The 17,724-nt window shown below is 27.2% G+C and carries 18 protein-coding genes and 1 pseudogene; 6 read left to right on the forward strand and 13 right to left on the reverse strand.

Annotated features, from left to right (window positions below):
- Positions 1-25: 25 nt before the first annotated feature.
- Complete coding sequence (locus EBB51_RS11825) at positions 26-1,474, reverse strand: undecaprenyl-phosphate glucose phosphotransferase (protein ID WP_123054636.1); 1,449 nt, start codon at positions 1,472-1,474, stop codon at positions 26-28.
- Between the two features lie 138 nt (positions 1,475-1,612).
- Between EBB51_RS11825 and EBB51_RS11830 the strand changes: the two genes are divergently transcribed.
- The 4 genes from EBB51_RS11830 to EBB51_RS11845 all read left to right on the forward strand — a co-directional run bounded on the left by EBB51_RS11830 (position 1,613) and on the right by EBB51_RS11845 (position 4,026).
- Complete coding sequence (locus EBB51_RS11830) at positions 1,613-1,837, forward strand: DUF1659 domain-containing protein (RefSeq protein ID WP_123054637.1); 225 nt, start codon at positions 1,613-1,615, stop codon at positions 1,835-1,837.
- A gap of 526 nt (positions 1,838-2,363) precedes the next feature.
- On the forward strand, positions 2,364-2,582 hold the full coding sequence (locus tag EBB51_RS11835) for a DUF2922 domain-containing protein (RefSeq protein WP_123054638.1): 219 nt from the start codon (positions 2,364-2,366) through the stop codon (positions 2,580-2,582).
- A 486-nt stretch (positions 2,583-3,068) separates the two neighbouring features.
- Complete coding sequence (locus tag EBB51_RS11840; RefSeq protein ID WP_123054639.1) at positions 3,069-3,227, forward strand: YvrJ family protein; 159 nt, start codon at positions 3,069-3,071, stop codon at positions 3,225-3,227.
- A gap of 199 nt (positions 3,228-3,426) precedes the next feature.
- Positions 3,427-4,026: a sigma-70 family RNA polymerase sigma factor gene (locus EBB51_RS11845; protein WP_190285281.1), complete on the forward strand. Its 600-nt coding sequence runs from the start codon at positions 3,427-3,429 to the stop codon at positions 4,024-4,026.
- Between the two features lie 24 nt (positions 4,027-4,050).
- Here the strand turns inward: EBB51_RS11845 and rfbD are convergent, their stop codons facing one another.
- From rfbD to rfbB, 4 genes are all read right to left on the reverse strand, one after another.
- Entirely contained in the window at positions 4,051-4,929 is an 879-nt protein-coding gene (rfbD, locus tag EBB51_RS11850; RefSeq protein WP_123054641.1) for a dTDP-4-dehydrorhamnose reductase, read from the reverse strand.
- Between the two features lie 331 nt (positions 4,930-5,260).
- Positions 5,261-6,157, reverse strand: coding sequence for a glucose-1-phosphate thymidylyltransferase RfbA (gene rfbA / locus EBB51_RS11855; protein WP_123054642.1), 897 nt, complete (start codon positions 6,155-6,157; stop codon positions 5,261-5,263).
- A gap of 157 nt (positions 6,158-6,314) precedes the next feature.
- Positions 6,315-8,273, reverse strand: coding sequence for a hypothetical protein (locus EBB51_RS11860; protein ID WP_123054643.1), 1,959 nt, complete (start codon positions 8,271-8,273; stop codon positions 6,315-6,317).
- Positions 8,274-8,346: 73 nt separating this feature from the next.
- On the reverse strand, positions 8,347-9,396 hold the full coding sequence (gene rfbB, locus EBB51_RS11865; protein WP_123054644.1) for a dTDP-glucose 4,6-dehydratase: 1,050 nt from the start codon (positions 9,394-9,396) through the stop codon (positions 8,347-8,349).
- 223 nt (positions 9,397-9,619) lie between these two features.
- Between rfbB and EBB51_RS11870 the strand changes: the two genes are divergently transcribed.
- Together EBB51_RS11870 and EBB51_RS11875 are read left to right on the forward strand one after the other, a co-directional pair.
- Positions 9,620-9,907 carry a hypothetical protein gene (locus tag EBB51_RS11870; RefSeq protein ID WP_123054645.1) on the forward strand — a complete coding sequence of 96 codons (288 nt, stop codon included), beginning with the start codon at positions 9,620-9,622 and terminating at the stop codon, positions 9,905-9,907.
- Positions 9,908-9,930: 23 nt separating this feature from the next.
- On the forward strand, positions 9,931-10,146 hold the full coding sequence (locus tag EBB51_RS11875) for a hypothetical protein (RefSeq protein WP_123054646.1): 216 nt from the start codon (positions 9,931-9,933) through the stop codon (positions 10,144-10,146).
- Between the two features lie 195 nt (positions 10,147-10,341).
- Here the strand turns inward: EBB51_RS11875 and EBB51_RS11880 are convergent, their stop codons facing one another.
- From EBB51_RS11880 to EBB51_RS11910, 8 genes and pseudogenes are all read right to left on the reverse strand, one after another.
- The gene (locus EBB51_RS11880) at positions 10,342-10,563 is read right to left on the reverse strand and encodes a hypothetical protein (protein WP_123054647.1); all 222 of its coding nucleotides are present in this window, start codon (positions 10,561-10,563) and stop codon (positions 10,342-10,344) included.
- A 34-nt stretch (positions 10,564-10,597) separates the two neighbouring features.
- A pseudogene (locus EBB51_RS11885) lies at positions 10,598-11,146 on the reverse strand (GT-D fold domain-containing glycosyltransferase); the annotation flags it as partial.
- Between the two features lie 142 nt (positions 11,147-11,288).
- Positions 11,289-11,465 carry a hypothetical protein gene (locus tag EBB51_RS13710; protein WP_190285282.1) on the reverse strand — a complete coding sequence of 59 codons (177 nt, stop codon included), beginning with the start codon at positions 11,463-11,465 and terminating at the stop codon, positions 11,289-11,291.
- Between the two features lie 146 nt (positions 11,466-11,611).
- Positions 11,612-13,126, reverse strand: a complete 1,515-nt coding sequence (locus EBB51_RS11890) for an oligosaccharide flippase family protein (protein WP_123054649.1) — start codon at positions 13,124-13,126, stop codon at positions 11,612-11,614.
- A gap of 70 nt (positions 13,127-13,196) precedes the next feature.
- Positions 13,197-14,378 (reverse strand): Coenzyme F420 hydrogenase/dehydrogenase, beta subunit C-terminal domain, encoded by a 1,182-nt coding sequence (locus tag EBB51_RS11895; protein ID WP_123054650.1) that lies wholly within the window; start codon positions 14,376-14,378, stop codon positions 13,197-13,199.
- 35 nt (positions 14,379-14,413) lie between these two features.
- Positions 14,414-15,640, reverse strand: coding sequence for a polysaccharide pyruvyl transferase family protein (locus EBB51_RS11900; RefSeq protein WP_123054651.1), 1,227 nt, complete (start codon positions 15,638-15,640; stop codon positions 14,414-14,416).
- An 18-nt stretch (positions 15,641-15,658) separates the two neighbouring features.
- The gene (locus tag EBB51_RS11905; protein WP_123054652.1) at positions 15,659-16,651 is read right to left on the reverse strand and encodes a glycosyltransferase; all 993 of its coding nucleotides are present in this window, start codon (positions 16,649-16,651) and stop codon (positions 15,659-15,661) included.
- A gap of 19 nt (positions 16,652-16,670) precedes the next feature.
- Positions 16,671-17,723 (reverse strand): glycosyltransferase family 4 protein, encoded by a 1,053-nt coding sequence (locus EBB51_RS11910; RefSeq protein WP_123054653.1) that lies wholly within the window; start codon positions 17,721-17,723, stop codon positions 16,671-16,673.
- Position 17,724: the final 1 nt, after the last annotated feature.

A 17,724-nucleotide genomic window follows, 5' to 3' on the forward strand; every position in this document is an offset into this window, starting at 1 on the left:
AAACCAATTTATGCATAAAGGTATTTTAGTATGCATTTTTATTTACAAATCCCTTAAATACAGTTAAAAACATTATCTTTATATCAAACCAAAAATTCCAATTTTCAATATAATATATATCACACTCTATTCTCTTTTCTATAGATGTATCTCCTCTCCAGCCATTTACCTGTGCCCATCCTGTTATTCCAGGGCGAACCTGATGCTTTACCATGTACTTTGGAACTTCTTCTTTAAACTTTCCGACAAAATATGGTCTCTCAGGTCTAGGACCAACAAGGCTCATATCACCTTTAAGCACATTGAAAAACTGTGGCAATTCATCTATACTTGTCTTTCTTATAAATGTACCAAATTTAGTCTTACGTGGATCATTTTGAGTTGTCCATTCTACCTTCTCATCATCTTTTTTCTGCACCTTCATAGATCTAAATTTATACATTACAAAAGGTTTCTTATTTAATCCAACTCTTTCCTGCTTGAATATTACAGGTCCTGGTGAAGTCAATTTTATCATGATACAAGTAAAAATCATTATTGGAGAAGTTAAAATTATAAAAAATACAGAGAGTGCTATATCAAAAATTCTCTTTACGGTCTTGTTTAATATATCATCAAGTGGTATATATCTCATACTTATAACTGCAGTTCCATCTATATTTTCTATATACGGCTTAGATGATAAAAACTTTGAAAACTCAGGTATTATCTGAGCCTTTACCCCATTTTTTTCACACACTTCTATTACAGAATTGAGTTTGTAATACTCTCTAAAAGGCAGCGTTATAAAAACTTCATCTATAGCATAAGACACTAAATACTTTTCAAGTTCACCTATCTCACCAAGTATTACATTGTTGGATTCCAAACATGCAGCAGCTTCTTCAAAAGCCATATGCTGCTCACCATTTGCCTTGTCCTCATCATAGTAATCACTTAGTATTCCAATTACCTTATAACCCCAATGCTTGTTTACATTTACCTTATTCATAAAATCAATTGTATCATCATTTAAACCAACAAATATTATATGCTTTAAATTGTGCCCACTTCTTCTAATACATCTAAGTACATATCTAAGCAAACTTCTTTCTACAGAAATTAAGATCATATTTACAATAAAAAAAGTAGCAATCATATACCTTGAATAATCCATCTCTTTGAATATGTAAAGCATCATTGTAAATGCAAGCATACCTATAACATTAGCTTTTAATGCATTAAATATTTCTTCAAAAATAGATTTGAATCTATATGCAGAATACAATTTGAAAAGATAATACAAGATTATATATACTGGAACCATAAGTGCCAGGGGTGTAAAATACCTCTCCAACGGGTATATGCCTTCTGGTTTTGCTAAAAGATTAGTATTAAACCTTATATACCATGCAACTCTTATAGCTATAAGCAAACTTACAGCATCAAACCCTACCAAAACCTTATTAAGATATTTTTGATTTTCTTTTATCATATAGAAATCCCCCAAAACACTTTATATCAACCTTATTCAACATAATAATTATAACAATTTTTCTTTAAAATTACTATTACAATTTGTATACCTTTTTCAAAGTTCAGCCTATATATTAAGTGAAAGGGGATGTTAATAATGGCAGCAACTTCTACAAAGCTCCAAAACACACTTGTTCTTAAATACAAATCAGGTGTAGATAAAAATGGAAAGGACATAATCAAAAAGCAGAGTTTTAAAAGCATAAAACCTGCTGCAACTGAACAGGACATGTATGATGTGGCAAAACAAATTGAAACTCTTCTTGGAACAACATTAAATGAACTTCTAGTCGACCAAGAAAGTTCAATCACAAATGCTTAACTTGTAGATAGTTAATACAAAGCTAAATTTATGCACCTACACACGTTGGCAACTTTTGTGAGCGTAAATATTTTTGTTAATTCTAAGGCTCCAATTTTATAAAATCTAACAACTTTCGATAAACTCGTACCTCAAACAAATCTAAAGTTCTAAGATTTTATAAAATTGTCGCCAAGAATTAATAAAAAAATATTTAAATGCTCACAAAAATCACCAACATGTGCCAGTGTACAAATTCAGCTTTAGCGTTGACTATCTACTCAAAGTCAAACTTAATAAGTTAAACTTTTGCTTTAGGATGTACTATTAAATTTTATTATATAAATTAGTAAATCTTATATAGATTACCAATGAAGATTCTTAGCTTATACTTTGAAATGTTTTAACAAAATATGGAATTACTAAAAATTTTTAAATGTGCTTCCACTTTGTCAATATATTCCTACATATAAGTTAAGTATCTGATTCGGTTATCTGTAAAGTTTAACAGGCATTAACAATTAAAAATTATGGGGAGGTATATTTTATGAGTAAAACATTAACTATGAATTTTCTAACTGCTGAGGGGAAGAAGGCTTCTCTAAAAGTCAGCAATGTAAAGGATGATTTAAGTCAAGATGAGGTAAAGACAGCTATGAATACAATTGTTGCAAAGAACATTTTTGCACCTAAGGGTGGGGATATAACATCTGTCGATTCTGCAGAAATAACTGACAGAACAAGTACACAACTTCAAGTAAGGTAACAAGCAAAACTTGTTAAATAACACTAATTGTAAAATTCAATATAGGATTTCTAGTTTGCAGCTTAACTTACACTCCGGGATATATATACAGCCTTTGACACTGTAAAAACTTTTAACAAGTTTAAAGCTCTTATTTTGAAAATTCAAGAGGCTCAAATAAACTCGCAGGCTCAAACAGTATTTGAGCCTCTAGAATTTTCTAAAATATTTCGCTAAAACTTGTAATAAAAGTTTTTAATGTGCCTTCAGGCTGTATATATATCCCTGCGTGTAAGTTAATGCATGAACTAGAAATCCTATATGAGTTTTGGAGTATTAGTTGTTTAATAAATTTTAGCTTTGTTTTATGTCATTTTGTGTACAATCAATTTTTAATTAAAGTTATAAAAAATACTTTAATGACTGAACACTGCCAGTGCGGTTCTTATTATAGAATTAAGTTCAAGAAATTACTTTAAAACTAATTCTAAGAGAGGAGAGGATTTTATGGGAAATGATCTAGTTAGCATGATAGGCAATGTAGGCTTTCCAATAGCAGTATCCGTCTACCTTCTTGTGAGGTTGGAAAGCAAACTTGAAGTTTTGACAAGCAGTATAAACAATTTGTCTAATGTTATAAATAACTTAAATAATGGTAAAAAGTAAGAACCTATTTTTTTACTATTTTTACCATTTAGCTTATTTACTTTCATAATTAAATATTTTTTGAAAAAATTTTCTATAATTGTTTTACTTTTTAGTAAATTTATGTTAATATACCAATATAAATATGCGTTTGTGAAATAAATTGTGAGAATCATAAATGTATAGATAACTATATAATAAAGAGGGGATGATTTATAAAATGGACAAAGAAAATGAAAAAATTTTAAACATAATATGTGAGGCACAAAATGACAACGAAGGAGCTATGGCTATAATTTTAGACAAATACAAAGGATTTATTTATAAGACGGCAGTTTCCTACTACATAAATGGAAACGATTTAAATGATCTAATTCAAGTGTGTAATTTAGCTCTTATAAATGCTGTAAAAAAATACGATCTAAAAAAGTCACCTGTATCCAGCTTCAATAGTTATGCTTGTAGATGTGTTTCAAACTCACTAAAATATAGTCTTAGAAAATGCAGCGTAAAAAAGAATAAAGAAAAGTTTGGGACAAGCATTTATGCTCCTGTGTGTGATGACACAGCGCTAATTGACTGCATATCTTCAAGTCAAAATATAGAAAACGAATTTATATCAAAAGAGGAAGCCCTATCTTTAAGTAAAGCAATAGAACTTCTCCCTCGTGATGATAAGGATTTGATTAAATGGTTTTATTTTGACAGAAGAAGTTTAAAATCATATGCCAAATATGAAAACTTAACATATGCTGCAGCAAAGAAGAGGAAGCAAATCTGCCTCTTAAAGCTAAAGAAAATACTTACAAAAACATATTGATTATAATTGAAAATTTAGCTGCAGCTACTTTATATTATTTATAAAATCCTTTAAGGCAGTTTCCCACGGACGCATTTCATCTCCAACAGTTAAACGAAGCATCATATTATCAAGTGAAGAATACGCTGGCCTTTTAGCTGCTCTATCCAATTTATCAGAACTCATGTAATCAACGATGCAATTTATTTTACTATATTCTATAATCTTACATGCAAAATCGTACCAGCTGCACGCACCATTACCTGTACAGTGATAAATGCCGTATTGATTTGTAAGTATTATTTTTAGAATATGATAGGCTAAATCTTCAGCATTTGTAGGATTTCCAATTTGATCATTTACAACATTTAAATGTCCTTTATCTTTAGCTGCATTCATTATAGTATACACAAAATTTTTACCGTAATTTCCATAAAGCCATGATGTTCTAACTATAAAGTACTTTCTGCAGCTCTCCCTAACATATTCCTCACCCAAAAGTTTAGTTTTACCATATACACTTTGAGGGTGAGGAATCTCATATTCATTTACAGGCAAACTTGAAGTTCCATCAAAAACATAATCGGTAGACACATGAAGTATCTTAGCACCAACTTTTTCTGCAGCTGCTGCTAAGTTTCTAGCACCAAGTGCATTTACATTAAATGCATTATCCCTATCTGTTTCACATTTATCAACATTTGTATACGCTGCACAATTTATAATTACACCTGGTTTAAAATCATATATTAACTTTAAAACATCATCTAACTTCGTTATATCAAGTTCTTTTGATCCAACACCCTTGAGTTCCACATCATAATAAACTTTGTCTATCTCTCCAAGTTGAGATTTTTTATTTTCTATTATTGAAGTTATCTGTCTTCCAAGCTGTCCTTTTGCACCAGTAACCAATAATTTCACAAGTTTTCACTCCAATCCATAAGCTGTGACGCAGCAAAGATAAATTCAACTGTATTGGATAATGTAGAATTTCTAGTTTGCAGCTTAGCTTACACTCCAGGATATATATACAGCCTTTGACACTATAAAAACTTTTAACAAGTCTAAAGTTTGTATTTTGAAAATCTAAGAAGATTAAATAAACTCGCAAAGCTCAAACAATATTTAATCATCTAAGATTTTCTAAAATACTTCACTAAGACTTGTAATAAAAGTTTTTAATGTGCCTTCAAGCTGTATATATATCCCTGCGTGTAAGTTAATGTATGAACTAGAAACCCTATATATTATATCAGTCCCTGCAGTTTGAATTTATTTTTGCTTCACCTTTGATTAAATTTAAAAGGTATTTACCATAGTCAACCTTTTGAAGTGGTTTTGCAAGCTTTTCAAGCTGCTCCTTACTTATAAATCCTTTTCTATATGCTATTTCTTCTATGCAAGCAACATAAAGACCTTGCCTTGTTTGAACTGCTTCAACAAAGTTTGCTGCGTTTAAAAGACCTTGTGGAGTTCCTGTATCAAGCCATGCCATTCCCCTTCCAAATAGTTCAACTTTAAGCTTGTCTCTTTTTAAATACTCAAGATTTACATCTGTTATCTCAAGTTCTCCTCTCTTTGAAGGAGTCATGTGTTTTGCTATATCTACTACATCGTTATCATAAAAATAAAGTCCTGGAACAGCATAATTAGATTTTGGATTCAATGGTTTTTCTTCAATTGAAATAACATTTGAGTTGTCGTCAAATTCAACTACTCCAAAATCTCTTGGATTACTTACATGATATCCAAAAATGGTAGCTCCACTTTGCCTATTTGCTGCTCTTTCAAGTCTCTCTGTAAAACCATATCCATGAAAAACATTATCTCCAAGCACAAGTGCAACTTTATCTTGTCCAATAAATTCTTCTCCAAGTATAAATGCCTCTGCAAGTCCATTAGGCTTTTCTTGAATCTTATATTGAAATTTTAATCCAAGCTGACTTCCATCCCCCAAAAGTTCTTCAAATGCTTTTATGTCCCTTGGTGTTGATATGATAAGTATATCTCTTATTCCTGCAAGCATGAGTACCGAAAGTGGATAATATATCATTGGTTTGTCATACACTGGAATTATTTGTTTGGAAATTGCCTTAGTCATTGGATAAAGTCTTGTACCAGATCCCCCTGCAAGTATTATTCCCTTCATTTTTGCGCCTCCAAATTTTAACTTTTGCAATTCATAATTTAAATGTACTGTGTTGCAGCAAAATAAATTTAAGTTGTATTGGCTGATATATGTCTCAAAAAACTTTAAGGTTTACTCCAATGTTCTTTTTCAAGATATATATCCCTGTTTTAATAATTTAAGCTTTATTTTTTTCATAAAACAAAACATTATCTTTAGGCTTTGAAATCAATTTATATCTATTATTCATAATTATCTTATTATATTTTACATAAGTATTAGGAACAACAATATAGTCTGCATCATTACTCTTTAACACTTTATCAAATTTTTTTTCATCAATGGAGTATTCATTTTTATTCCACTTCTCGTAAGGATAAAACTTAACGTTATTTTGTAGATTATTGCCTTGAAAATAATATAAATGTTCTGCTTTAACCTCAAAAACTAATATTTTTAAACTAGAATCAGGTTTGTTAAATTTATTCAATATACTTTTATATTCATCATCAATAAATAAAGAACTTGCACTTCTAAAGCAGTCTTTTCCTTCTAAATAATTATTTAATACCATTCTATCAATACACATAATTTCATATGCTGATCCTTGAATACAACCTATTACTATAAATAAGAAAATATAAAATTCTAAAAATATATTTTTATGTTTTATACAATTGTCCCTTAAATAACAAAAACAATAAATTCCAACTATTAATATAAAGCACACATATCTTGTCCACCAATTAGATGGAGTTATGAAAAAGCAAATTATTGGAATTATTAAAACTATCGATTCATCAGTTCTAATACTTCTTGTTTTAACTTTATTCAAAACAAAAAAGAAAATGCTAGGAACTAAAATTATTATCCATAGTAATCCAAGTCCACCTATTCTCTGATCATATAAATTCCATAAAAAATTTTTTGCAGCATCTTTTATTGTTAAACTTCCTATTCCACTTGAAGGTCCTAAACCAGTACCTCCTACTTGAAACCATGAAATTAAAATTTTATAAAAATAATTTTTATTTCTTAATATATATGGTGTATTAGAATCCATAATTGATGCTTTAACATTTTCTCCAGCAAAAATAACATTATTTAAAACCTTTATTTCAAATGGATACACAGGATTTTTAAATTTTATTAAATTTATAATGTACCATACGCTTCCAATGGACATACTTATTATAAATATCTTTAGCATTATCTTTGCTAAATTAGGTAAACCCTTACCACTTTTTATTAATAATAAAAATATAAAAAACATAAATATTATATAATACCCTATACTAGAATATTTTATTCCTAATAATACTCCTAATCCTAAAGATAAATAAATTATATTTTGATCAAAATTACTATGATATGAAATAATCAAAAAATATATACACATTACAAAAATACTACATAGCGCCGTATCTATATACGTTGTAGACATCTGACTTAAAATTATTGGTGTTGATAGATAAAATATACTTCCTAAAAGTGAATACTTTTCTTGAATTCGTAATTGATTTAATATCCCATAAATTGATATAGAACCAAGAATTGTAATACTATATTGTGTTAATGCTAAAGTTATACCATTTTTAAAATAACTTAATTGCCATAGATTTAACATTTCTATATTCTTAGGATAACAATTTGACCATATTAATTTCTCACTTATGTATATTTTCCCGTTTTGTATATAGTCTACTAAATTCGGTAAATGGTAAGCCATACTATCCCATGAATAAGGTGGTAACACAAATACATTAAATAATTTTAAAACTAAAGTGAAAAATAAAATAACTATTAAACCTTTAGTTAAATTATCACTGTATTTAAAAGTAAATTTTAAATATTTAAAATTTATTTTTAAATCAAACGTGATATTTTTGATAATTTTTATAACAATACAAATGATAAACATTATTATACATATAGCAGTTATCCACAGTAAATTTAACTTTTTAAGTATTAACCCGCAAGTTAAAGTTATTATTAATATTTGAGAAATATATAAAATACCAACTTTCATTATTTTATCGTGCCATCTATTTTTACACCTATCTATTAACTTAATTATAGTAATTGATGTAAAAATTAAAATAATATTATTAATTATATACAGTAACAAATTAAGCATTAATATCTCCTTAAAAGTTTCATATATTTAGCTTCTCTTTCTTTTGTTCTCAAGTAAAAACTACTTAGAAAATCTATAGATAAATTTTAGAATAGTATTTTTGATATTCTCCTGATGTAATGTTTTTCATCCAGTCACTATTTTGCAGGTACCATTCTATTGTTTTTATTATTCCATCTTCAAATTTGGTTTCAGGATACCAGCCAAGTTCATCTTTTATTTTTGATGGGTCTATTCCGTATCTTCTATCATGACCTTTTCTATCCTGTACGTATTTTATCAAGTCTTCTGTTACAGATGAATCAATATTATCGTGTATGTATGATATTATTGTTTTTACAATATGTATGTTTGTCCTTTCATTGTGACCACCTATATTATATACTTGTCCAATTCGTCCAATCTGGATCACCATGTCTATTGCCTTGCAGTGATCTTCTACATAAAGCCAATCTCTTATGTTAAGTCCATCTCCGTAAACTGGTAATTCTTTTTTATTCAAACAATTATTTATAATAAGCGGTATAAGTTTTTCTGGAAATTGGTATGGTCCATAATTATTAGAACATCTTGTTATGTTCACAGGCATTTTATATGTATCATAATAAGCTTTCACCATAAGATCAGCAGATGCCTTACTTGAAGAATAAGGACTATGGGAATCAAGTGGAGTTTTTTCCGTAAAATATCCCTCGCTTCCAAGTGATCCATAAACTTCATCAGTAGAAATTTGAATATACTTCTTGCCTTTTTTAAAGTTGTCTCCATTACTCCATGCACTTTTTGCAGCATTCAATAAAGTTACTGTTCCAAGCACATTTGTCTTTACAAATACTTCAGGTTCTCTTATACTTCTATCCACATGAGATTCTGCTGCAAAGTTTACTACATAATCTATATCATATTTTTTAAATAAACCTTGAATAAACTTTACATCACATATATCTCCTTGAATAAAAGTATAGTTTGGATTTTTACTAATTGACTTTAAATTTTCAAGATTACCTGCATAAGTTAGCTTATCTAAGTTTATAATTTTAATATCATTATGTGTTTTTAATATGTAATGAATAAAATTAGAGCCAATAAAACCAGCTCCACCAGTTACCAAATAAGTTTTCATGAATATCACCTTTCAAATAAGTATAATTATTAAAACAAATTTAAATATAGTATTATTATACAATTTCTAAGTTCTAAGTAAAAGCGCAATTTAAAATTGTCTTTAAATTTATCTATAGAATGCCTCTCGTTTATTGACTTTAACAATAGATACTGAAAATTAATATTATAATTATCACCTAAATTGACAAACTATAAGTAAATCTATTTCGGGAAAAACTAAAATGTTAAAAAGGAATATTAAATTAATAGCTGCTTTAACTATTTTAACTTCATTAAATATGAGTTTTATGACGGTCTTTGCTTTATCATCTAAAAGCATACCTACCATCAGTGAAACTACACTTAAAAATAACAATCACAAACATCATGATTATAAATCACATCTGGATAAACTGGTACAAGGTGGTGTTATAACTGAAAAGCAAGAAAATGCTGCTCTAAATTTAATAAAATCTGATGAATTTCATGAATTCATGAAAAAAATCATAAATGTTCGAAAAATAAGTTAGATGCCCTTGTTAAAAATGGAACTATGACCAGCAATAAGGAAGATATAAAATCTTTTAACGTAACTTCTTATAACATAAGTGATGATAAAAGGTCAGAAACTGTAAGTACGGAAGAAGTTTATAATATATATCAAAATGACAGCACAGAACCTAGTACCAAGACATTTCACTACACCTATACATTCATGTATAATGAGGAGTTTCCTAGATATCAACTTCCTGGTATAAAGATTAATTAATAACGTAAGTGGTGAATTACCCAGTGTTCATTTTTGGAAATATACGCTGGGTAATTTACCACTTACTTTTTATTTCCATGCACTTGGTAGTTTATCGCTTACTTATTTTCTTAACCATTTCTTTTATTGTAATATCATGATAACTTACTTTTAAAAATTTGTAGAATTGTTCTTATATATAAAAATTAAAGGCAATTACTTGTCTTTATACTTTTCATATCTTCTACATAATCTTAGACAACTTTTCACAGTTGAATCCAATAAATCACTATCTTCAAGATATTTTCTTGCATATTTTTCTCCTTTAGTATAATCTATTCCTCTAGATTGCATTGAATTCATTCTAGATATGTCATCCTTTATTGATTTATCACTTAATGTACCTAATGACTGAAGGTACTCTATAAATCCTTCCATTTGCCAATCCCCTTTGAACAAATATATTTTAATACTATATTATTTTCAAAATTTGTTCTAAATATTTTGAATCACCACAATTACCTACTTCATTACCATCTTTAGTTTCATTTGTATATTTACCTTCAATTTTAATTTTTTTGTCTACTCCCTTTAAAAACCATTCATATTCTATATCTAAATGTCCAATATCAATTGCTTGGAAACCATTTATTGCAAGATCATAAGCTAAAACAGTAGCAGTAGGTCCTAAGCATATAAGAATTAACTTCTTTTTATCTATTGTATTCACTACATATTCTAAAATTTGTGAATATTTTTCAAACGCATTTTCTTCTGGGCATAAAACTCGACTAATCGAAGCAGAATTATTTAACAAATCATTTCCAATACCGAATCTTGTTTTTCTACCTTCAATAATAATTAAATCTCTACTATTCCACAACTGTCTTATTTTACTAAAATATATTCCGCACTTTTCTTTGTTTTCATACCTTATGTATAATCTTGTCATATTAGTACTTAAATAAATAATATTACTAGATAAAAATTTAAGCCAATTTTTCCTATACAAGTACATATTATTAAGCCAAAATTATAGGAATCCTTTGTAATATTATCAAAATTATTAATAACATCTGGAATTCCTTTTAAACAAATATCCGATGTATCACATAATATAGTTTTTAATCTTTTTCCTAATAATGGATTTCTTTCTTGATATCCTATTTTTTACCTCCAATAATGTCAAGTTCTCCATCACCAAATCTGCATAAAGATTTATGGGAACTTAATAATAAATCAATAGATTTATTAACATCCAAAATTTGAATTCTTTTACTAAACTTTTTTTGATGCATTAATTTTATGCCTCTATATTTATTTCTTAGATTTTTTAACATGAGAATATCATCCTCCAAAAGTATTGACTTAATTAAATATTAATTAACTATATTCAAAATAAAATTAACAAGAACACTATATTGTAATTTTCAAGTTTTTATATGTATTTCATTATACTTATACACAAGCACTATAATAATTATGTTTACTTTAATAAAGATTTTATTTTATTTAGTAATAATTTAAAACCATCGGTATGATAATAAAATGGAATAACTATTACTAATGTAAACAATGCTACTAAAATTGTTTTAGTTACGAGTTTCAACCATGAATCAATTATAATATGGTTCGTTATTATACTTATTATTACAATAATAAATATGGTAAGAAGTGCATTAAATATCAGTGGAATATAATACTTTCTAACTGGCTCATAAAAATACTCTTTAAATAACAAATTTGGCTCATACCAAAAATAAGTAGTTAACCTTGAAATTGCAGAGGCAAACAATATCCCAGACATCCCCATAATCTTACCCATAATAATAGATAATATTATATTTTCAATAGCTGCAATTAGAATGATATATTTAGTTTGCATATAAAGTCCTGTTGCTTCTCGATAAGACCAAATAGGGTGTAAAACACCCACTATATAAAAATTAAATATAATTGCAGCTAATGTATAATCATTTAACACATACTTTGCTCCTAGCCAAACATAAATCAAATCATCAAATAGTATATAAAGGCATACTGTTGTAAATGTGCTAATAATTAAGCTAGTAACTTGTGTAGATTCAAATACTTCAAAACGTTTCTTGGGTCGTTCACTTATAATTAAATTGCCAATACTTGCTGTAACTGAAGAATATACTATGTTAATAAAATTATTTATCGCATTCACAACTAAACAGTAATTCGAATAAAATCCAACCCAAATAGTTCCTACAAAAATTGAAATAAGAATATTATCTGTGCCACTAAGCAATACACCAGATATTTTATATACAAAAACAGATTTCATATTTTCATATATGTTTTTCTTTTCTACTTTGTTTAACTTATGATTAGATTCCTTTATGTATGGATATAACTCATTTGCTTTTTTTGAAACTATTAGATTATTTGCTAGAGTAGTAAAAACTTGTATAATCAAATATATAATATAGCTCTTTATTATCAGTAGAGAAATTGACTGAAGCATCACCTTTGCAAAATTAACTAACATTTGATACTTAGAAACTATATAATTCTTCTGGTCAGCATTGATAATTGAGGTTTTATAAACAAATAAATATGATATTACTGTATCTGTTAAGAACAACAAATAATATATTTTAATATGTGGAATAGCCTGATCTAAATTAACTATATACCTTAAAAATGGTACTAAAGCAAGTCCAATAGCAGCTACTCCTGCTGCTATAAAATTATATATTTTTTTATAAAATGTTATTAAGGCAGCAATTTTATCATGATTATTTTCTGCCAATGGTTTATAAAAACTATATACCATTGCAATTCCAAATCCTAAATCAGCCATTGAAAGCATCGTTAAAATATCAGAAAAAAGTCCGTTAATACCTAGATATTCTGCTCCCAATACTTTAACAAATATTGTTCTATTAATAAAACTCAATAATAATGAAATTATTTGATTTGTCATACCAAATATCATATTTCGAAATGTATTTTTTGTCCTACTATTCTCCATATACTTCCCTCTTTTTAAAATACATTCATATTTATGACCATATCTGTAACCTAAGATATATTAATACTAACTATTTCATCAATCTTAAAATCCTTCGTTTAATAAATGCAAGATCCCTTTTAATAAATATAAGTTTTCTTTTTATCCAAGATGGTTGTCCCATATACTTTTTTATAACATAATCAAAATCTTTGGTATTAAAGTCTTTGAAAAAACTTTTTCTAAGTTTTGGTGCTTTACCTGATTTAATTATACAAGGATTATTTAATATAGCATATTCTAAATCACATACTTGTTTAAAAATATTATCTCCACAACTATCTATTATTTTCTTTCCTTTATTAGTATTTATTAATAATAGTGAAGTACCTTTATCGTCATCAAGTTCTGGATATTTATAAGATATTCCCCAAAAATCAGCTAGTGTAATATCACTTACTCTTGGTAATTTTGCATATGTACATTTGTAGCAAGATGGTCTTAAATAATAATTTCTTAAAAATCCTTGCATATAAACATCCTCTGATAAATTCTTTATATATTCTGTACCATTATTAAATAATAATGATACAGAATATAGCTTCCATCCATAACGTTTATGTCTAAAGTCTATATTCTCTATACTTGAATTGTGTTTTCTTTCCATATACTTCTTATATTCTTCAAAAACTTTAGGGGATGGTACTCCATGACACACTAGATCACAAGTATATAATTCATTATATTCCTTTTGCAAAAAATTATACAAGCCTGCTATTTGACAAGGGGTTCCCGTAAATAACACTTTCTTACCGTTATTTAAATATTGTTTTGCCTTTTTATATACTTCCTTGATATCACTTTGTACATATTTTGATCCCCTTAAATTATTTAATTCCTGTATTGTATTAGCTTCTTTATGTATGACTTTTAAATTATCATCATATCCTGCACCAAAGACTATTCCACCATTTGACAATATGCATTCCGCTATAGATGTAAAAATGCCCCCTGAAGAACTTTTTCTTCTAACCTCTTTATCATTATTCCATGCGGCTAAACATTCTACCCTATCGTTAGAATTACTATTTTTATAAATATTAATCTCAGGACATACTTTTTCACATAATCCACAATCTATACACTTATCCCTATCTACATTAGGATACCAAAAGCCTTCAGTATCTAAAACCATCTTTATGCAATGTTTAGGGCATGCATTATAGCAAGCTTTACACCCACAACAATTTTGTTTATCGGAAATTGAAATCATTATTACACCTCATCCATATAATTGGGATCTTACTATTATCCAACAATGCTTTTTAAATATTCTCCTGCTTTTAATGATAATTTTTTAGATTCATCTACTCTTACTTGCAATTGAGATTTTATTTTTTCTCTATTATCTAATAAATATTTTATTTTCTCTATTAGTTCATTTTCATTAAATTGTTCAGGATAAATACAGTACTCATCGCTGCCAAATAAATCTTTATTTATTCCAACAGATTTAATACTATATGCAAAACTTAATGTAGGTACTAATGTTGATAATGACGCTATAGTAGAATGAGTTCTTGCACCAAAAAATACATACATTTGGCTTATTATCCACTTGTATTCTGAAGCATTTAATTTATCACTTATTAAAGTAGCTCTTTCTTTTAATCTTTCATCTATATTATTATAAATTGTATTCATAATTTCATAATCATTATTTCCTTTTATAACTACATGCGGTATTAGATAAACTTTTCTTCCTGTTGAAGTTATAATCTTATTAACTACTTTTGTAGCTAACTTTATGAATTCATTTATATTACCTTCTGATACATATTCAGGCATAAGTGGACTAATGTTTATCCCGATAGATCCTGATTCAACTTTCAGATTGTAATTTATAGGTTTATGTATATCAAGCATAAATGCTGGATCACACATTCTATAGACATTGTCTTTTATACCAATACTATCTAAATATTTTAAAGTTTCCGACTCTCTAGCAAATATAGCTGTTACTTTTCTTAAATGCTCACTCATATATTTTTCATATAATTTATCTTTACTAAAAGGTCCTACCGAAGCCCCCCAAATAATTATTGGTTTTTGTTTTGATATAACATAGTCATCTAGATCAGTAAATCTTGTTGGAATACCATAATCTAATGAATAATTATCTCCGCCAACAGATAATATGGCTTTTGACCCATCAATAATCTTATCTAAATTATTGAATTTATAAAATCTTTTTTTTTCTTTATTAATAATTCCATATAAATTAGATATTATCCATCCTTTAGAATACTTATTTACATTTATATGTTTAATATGCTTAATATTAATACCAGTTTCATTTTGTTTCTGATTTATATACTGTTCTGAATTGGCATAATAACTTGCAACAAAATAATTAGAATCACTATTATATTGGCTTAATATGTTAACTGTTCCCCTAATTATAGCTTCGCAACCATGATTTTCATATGGTCCATTGCCTACTAATGTAAAAGTATTTTTTAGATTTTCTGTCATAATAATATTCACCCATTTCTAATTTCTAATATTCTTCAATTTTAAAATTTTATCTAACATATTAATTTTTAATAATACTACCTTAAATTTAATCTTATAATTTTTAATAAAGTATCTATTATTAAACACACGTTTCACAGATATATTTTTTAAAAATTTATTGAAGAATTCATTGGATTCACAACTTTTATTTAAATACCTAAAAAAATCTGAATAACTACACAAAACTCTTTTTGCATAATAATAATAATATTCTTCTGAAAAATCATCATATATATTATGTTTTTTCATTATTTTATAAATCATATCAATAGCTTCTAAATAACTTCTAACATTATAAATATCTTTTATATGTGTTGTTGATTGATTATGTTGAACATAATAGTATAATCCTCTATCCACAAAACCAATTTTATTTGAATATATTAGAGTCTTAAAAATAGTAGGCATGTCTTCATATTTTATATCTGTTGGATATTTTATATTGTTTCCATTAAAAAGTTCTCTTCTGAATAATTTATTACATGAAAATCCTTCTATATTGTTACTAACAAGAAATTGCTTAATTACATCTTTTCTACTGAGTATCTCAGTTTCATCATATTTAATATTCATTAATTCACATCTATTATCTTCAGGATAATAGTATAAAAATTTACACAAAACTATATCTAGATTATATTTTCTTGCTTTTTTATACATAATTTCAAACATATCCGGTCGTATAAAATCATCACTGTCAACAAAGCCTATATATTCTCCATTGCACACTTGTAAAGCTGAATTTCTAGCACTTCCTGGTCCAGCATTTTTTTGATTAACTAATATTAAGTTATCGTATTTTTTTAAGTACTTATTTATTAAGTTTATACTATTATCTTCTGAACCATCATTAACAACAATAACTTCTACATTTTTTAATGTTTGAGATAAAACACTGTTTAAACATTTATTTATATACTTTTCAGCATTGTAAACTGGTATTACAATGCTAACAAGTGGCTTATTCATAGTATTAATTACACTCCTACTATTTCATTAATATTTTTTCAAAATTTTTAACACTTTTTTTCCAATCGAACTGAAGAACCGTTTTATATCCTTCTTCAGAAATATTTTTTAGCAAATTCTTATCAGTCAACAACTTCTCTATATTACTTGCCATAATATCTATATCATTAGGTTCAGAAAGCATGGCATTTTTACCATGTACCCCCACTTCACTCATACATCCAACATTTGTTCCAACCACAGCACATTTACATGCCATTGCTTCAAGTGGAGTTAATCCCCAACCTTCAAATTTACTTGGAAATATAAAAATATCTGATTTACTATATATTTTCCTTAACTCTTCTTTGGAGGGATTTAAATGAAATTCAGCATACTCAGGAATATCTTGTCCTTTTTCCATTCCAAATAAAATTAACTTTAGATTTAAAAAATTTTCTTTGATTTTTTCAAAAGCCTTTAAGCCTTCAATGTATCCCTTCCAATCTTGATTACTGTACATCATACAAATAACATTATTATTGTAAATTTTGTTATAATTATAAAATTCCTTAAAATCAATGCCATTATAATCTATATGAGAATAATAATTATTAAACTTTTCTCTCATTAAATCTTTTAACCACTTTGCAATAACAATTTGTTTAATTGGTAACTTATACGTAGCATCAACTTTTTCCTTATCTCCACTCCATATTTCATAATGCTGAATAAAATAATATTTCTTACCTTTGTCATTATTTAAATTGTATACATCATATGCTGTTGGCCACGCAGTTGCAATTACAGCATCAGCATTTCTTATATATTTATCTTTTATTGCTGGTACAACTTTCAATGGAACATTCAGATTAAACCAATTAACTTTTGTACCTCTTTTAAAAGTATTACCTAAACTAGATTTTATTGTTTTCAAAATGCCTATAAATCCTTTATTCCCAAATTTATATGAAATCATTGGAACATAGATTTCAACATCATGTCCAATTTTCTTTAATCTATTAGCATACTCAAAAACTATCTTTATTCCACCTGTCTTACTTGTAAAAGGAATTACAAAATTTATTTTCAAA

The sequence above is a fragment of the Clostridium sp. JN-1 genome, assembly GCF_003718715.1.
Classification (GTDB): Bacteria; Bacillota; Clostridia; order Clostridiales; family Clostridiaceae; genus Clostridium_AV.

Bases quoted from the DNA above. Each gene is read 5' to 3' on its own strand.
- EBB51_RS11835 (WP_123054638.1), top strand. From the start codon at position 2,364: ATGAGTAAAACATTAACTATGAATTTTCTAACTGCTGAGGGGAAGAAG.
- EBB51_RS11845 (WP_190285281.1), top strand. From the start codon at position 3,427: ATGGACAAAGAAAATGAAAAAATTTTAAACATAATATGTGAGGCACAA.
- EBB51_RS11860 (WP_123054643.1), bottom strand. From the start codon at position 8,273: ATGCTTAATTTGTTACTGTATATAATTAATAATATTATTTTAATTTTT.
- EBB51_RS11825 (WP_123054636.1), bottom strand. From the start codon at position 1,474: ATGATAAAAGAAAATCAAAAATATCTTAATAAGGTTTTGGTAGGGTTT.
- EBB51_RS11840 (WP_123054639.1), top strand. From the start codon at position 3,069: ATGGGAAATGATCTAGTTAGCATGATAGGCAATGTAGGCTTTCCAATA.
- EBB51_RS11870 (WP_123054645.1), top strand. From the start codon at position 9,620: ATGTTAAAAAGGAATATTAAATTAATAGCTGCTTTAACTATTTTAACT.
- EBB51_RS11900 (WP_123054651.1), bottom strand. From the start codon at position 15,640: ATGACAGAAAATCTAAAAAATACTTTTACATTAGTAGGCAATGGACCA.
- rfbB (WP_123054644.1), bottom strand. From the start codon at position 9,396: ATGAAAACTTATTTGGTAACTGGTGGAGCTGGTTTTATTGGCTCTAAT.
- EBB51_RS11895 (WP_123054650.1), bottom strand. From the start codon at position 14,378: ATGATTTCAATTTCCGATAAACAAAATTGTTGTGGGTGTAAAGCTTGC.
- EBB51_RS11890 (WP_123054649.1), bottom strand. From the start codon at position 13,126: ATGGAGAATAGTAGGACAAAAAATACATTTCGAAATATGATATTTGGT.
- EBB51_RS11875 (WP_123054646.1), top strand. From the start codon at position 9,931: ATGACCAGCAATAAGGAAGATATAAAATCTTTTAACGTAACTTCTTAT.
- EBB51_RS11880 (WP_123054647.1), bottom strand. From the start codon at position 10,563: ATGGAAGGATTTATAGAGTACCTTCAGTCATTAGGTACATTAAGTGAT.
- rfbA (WP_123054642.1), bottom strand. From the start codon at position 6,157: ATGAAGGGAATAATACTTGCAGGGGGATCTGGTACAAGACTTTATCCA.
- EBB51_RS11830 (WP_123054637.1), top strand. From the start codon at position 1,613: ATGGCAGCAACTTCTACAAAGCTCCAAAACACACTTGTTCTTAAATAC.
- EBB51_RS11905 (WP_123054652.1), bottom strand. From the start codon at position 16,651: ATGAATAAGCCACTTGTTAGCATTGTAATACCAGTTTACAATGCTGAA.
- EBB51_RS13710 (WP_190285282.1), bottom strand. From the start codon at position 11,465: ATGTTAAAAAATCTAAGAAATAAATATAGAGGCATAAAATTAATGCAT.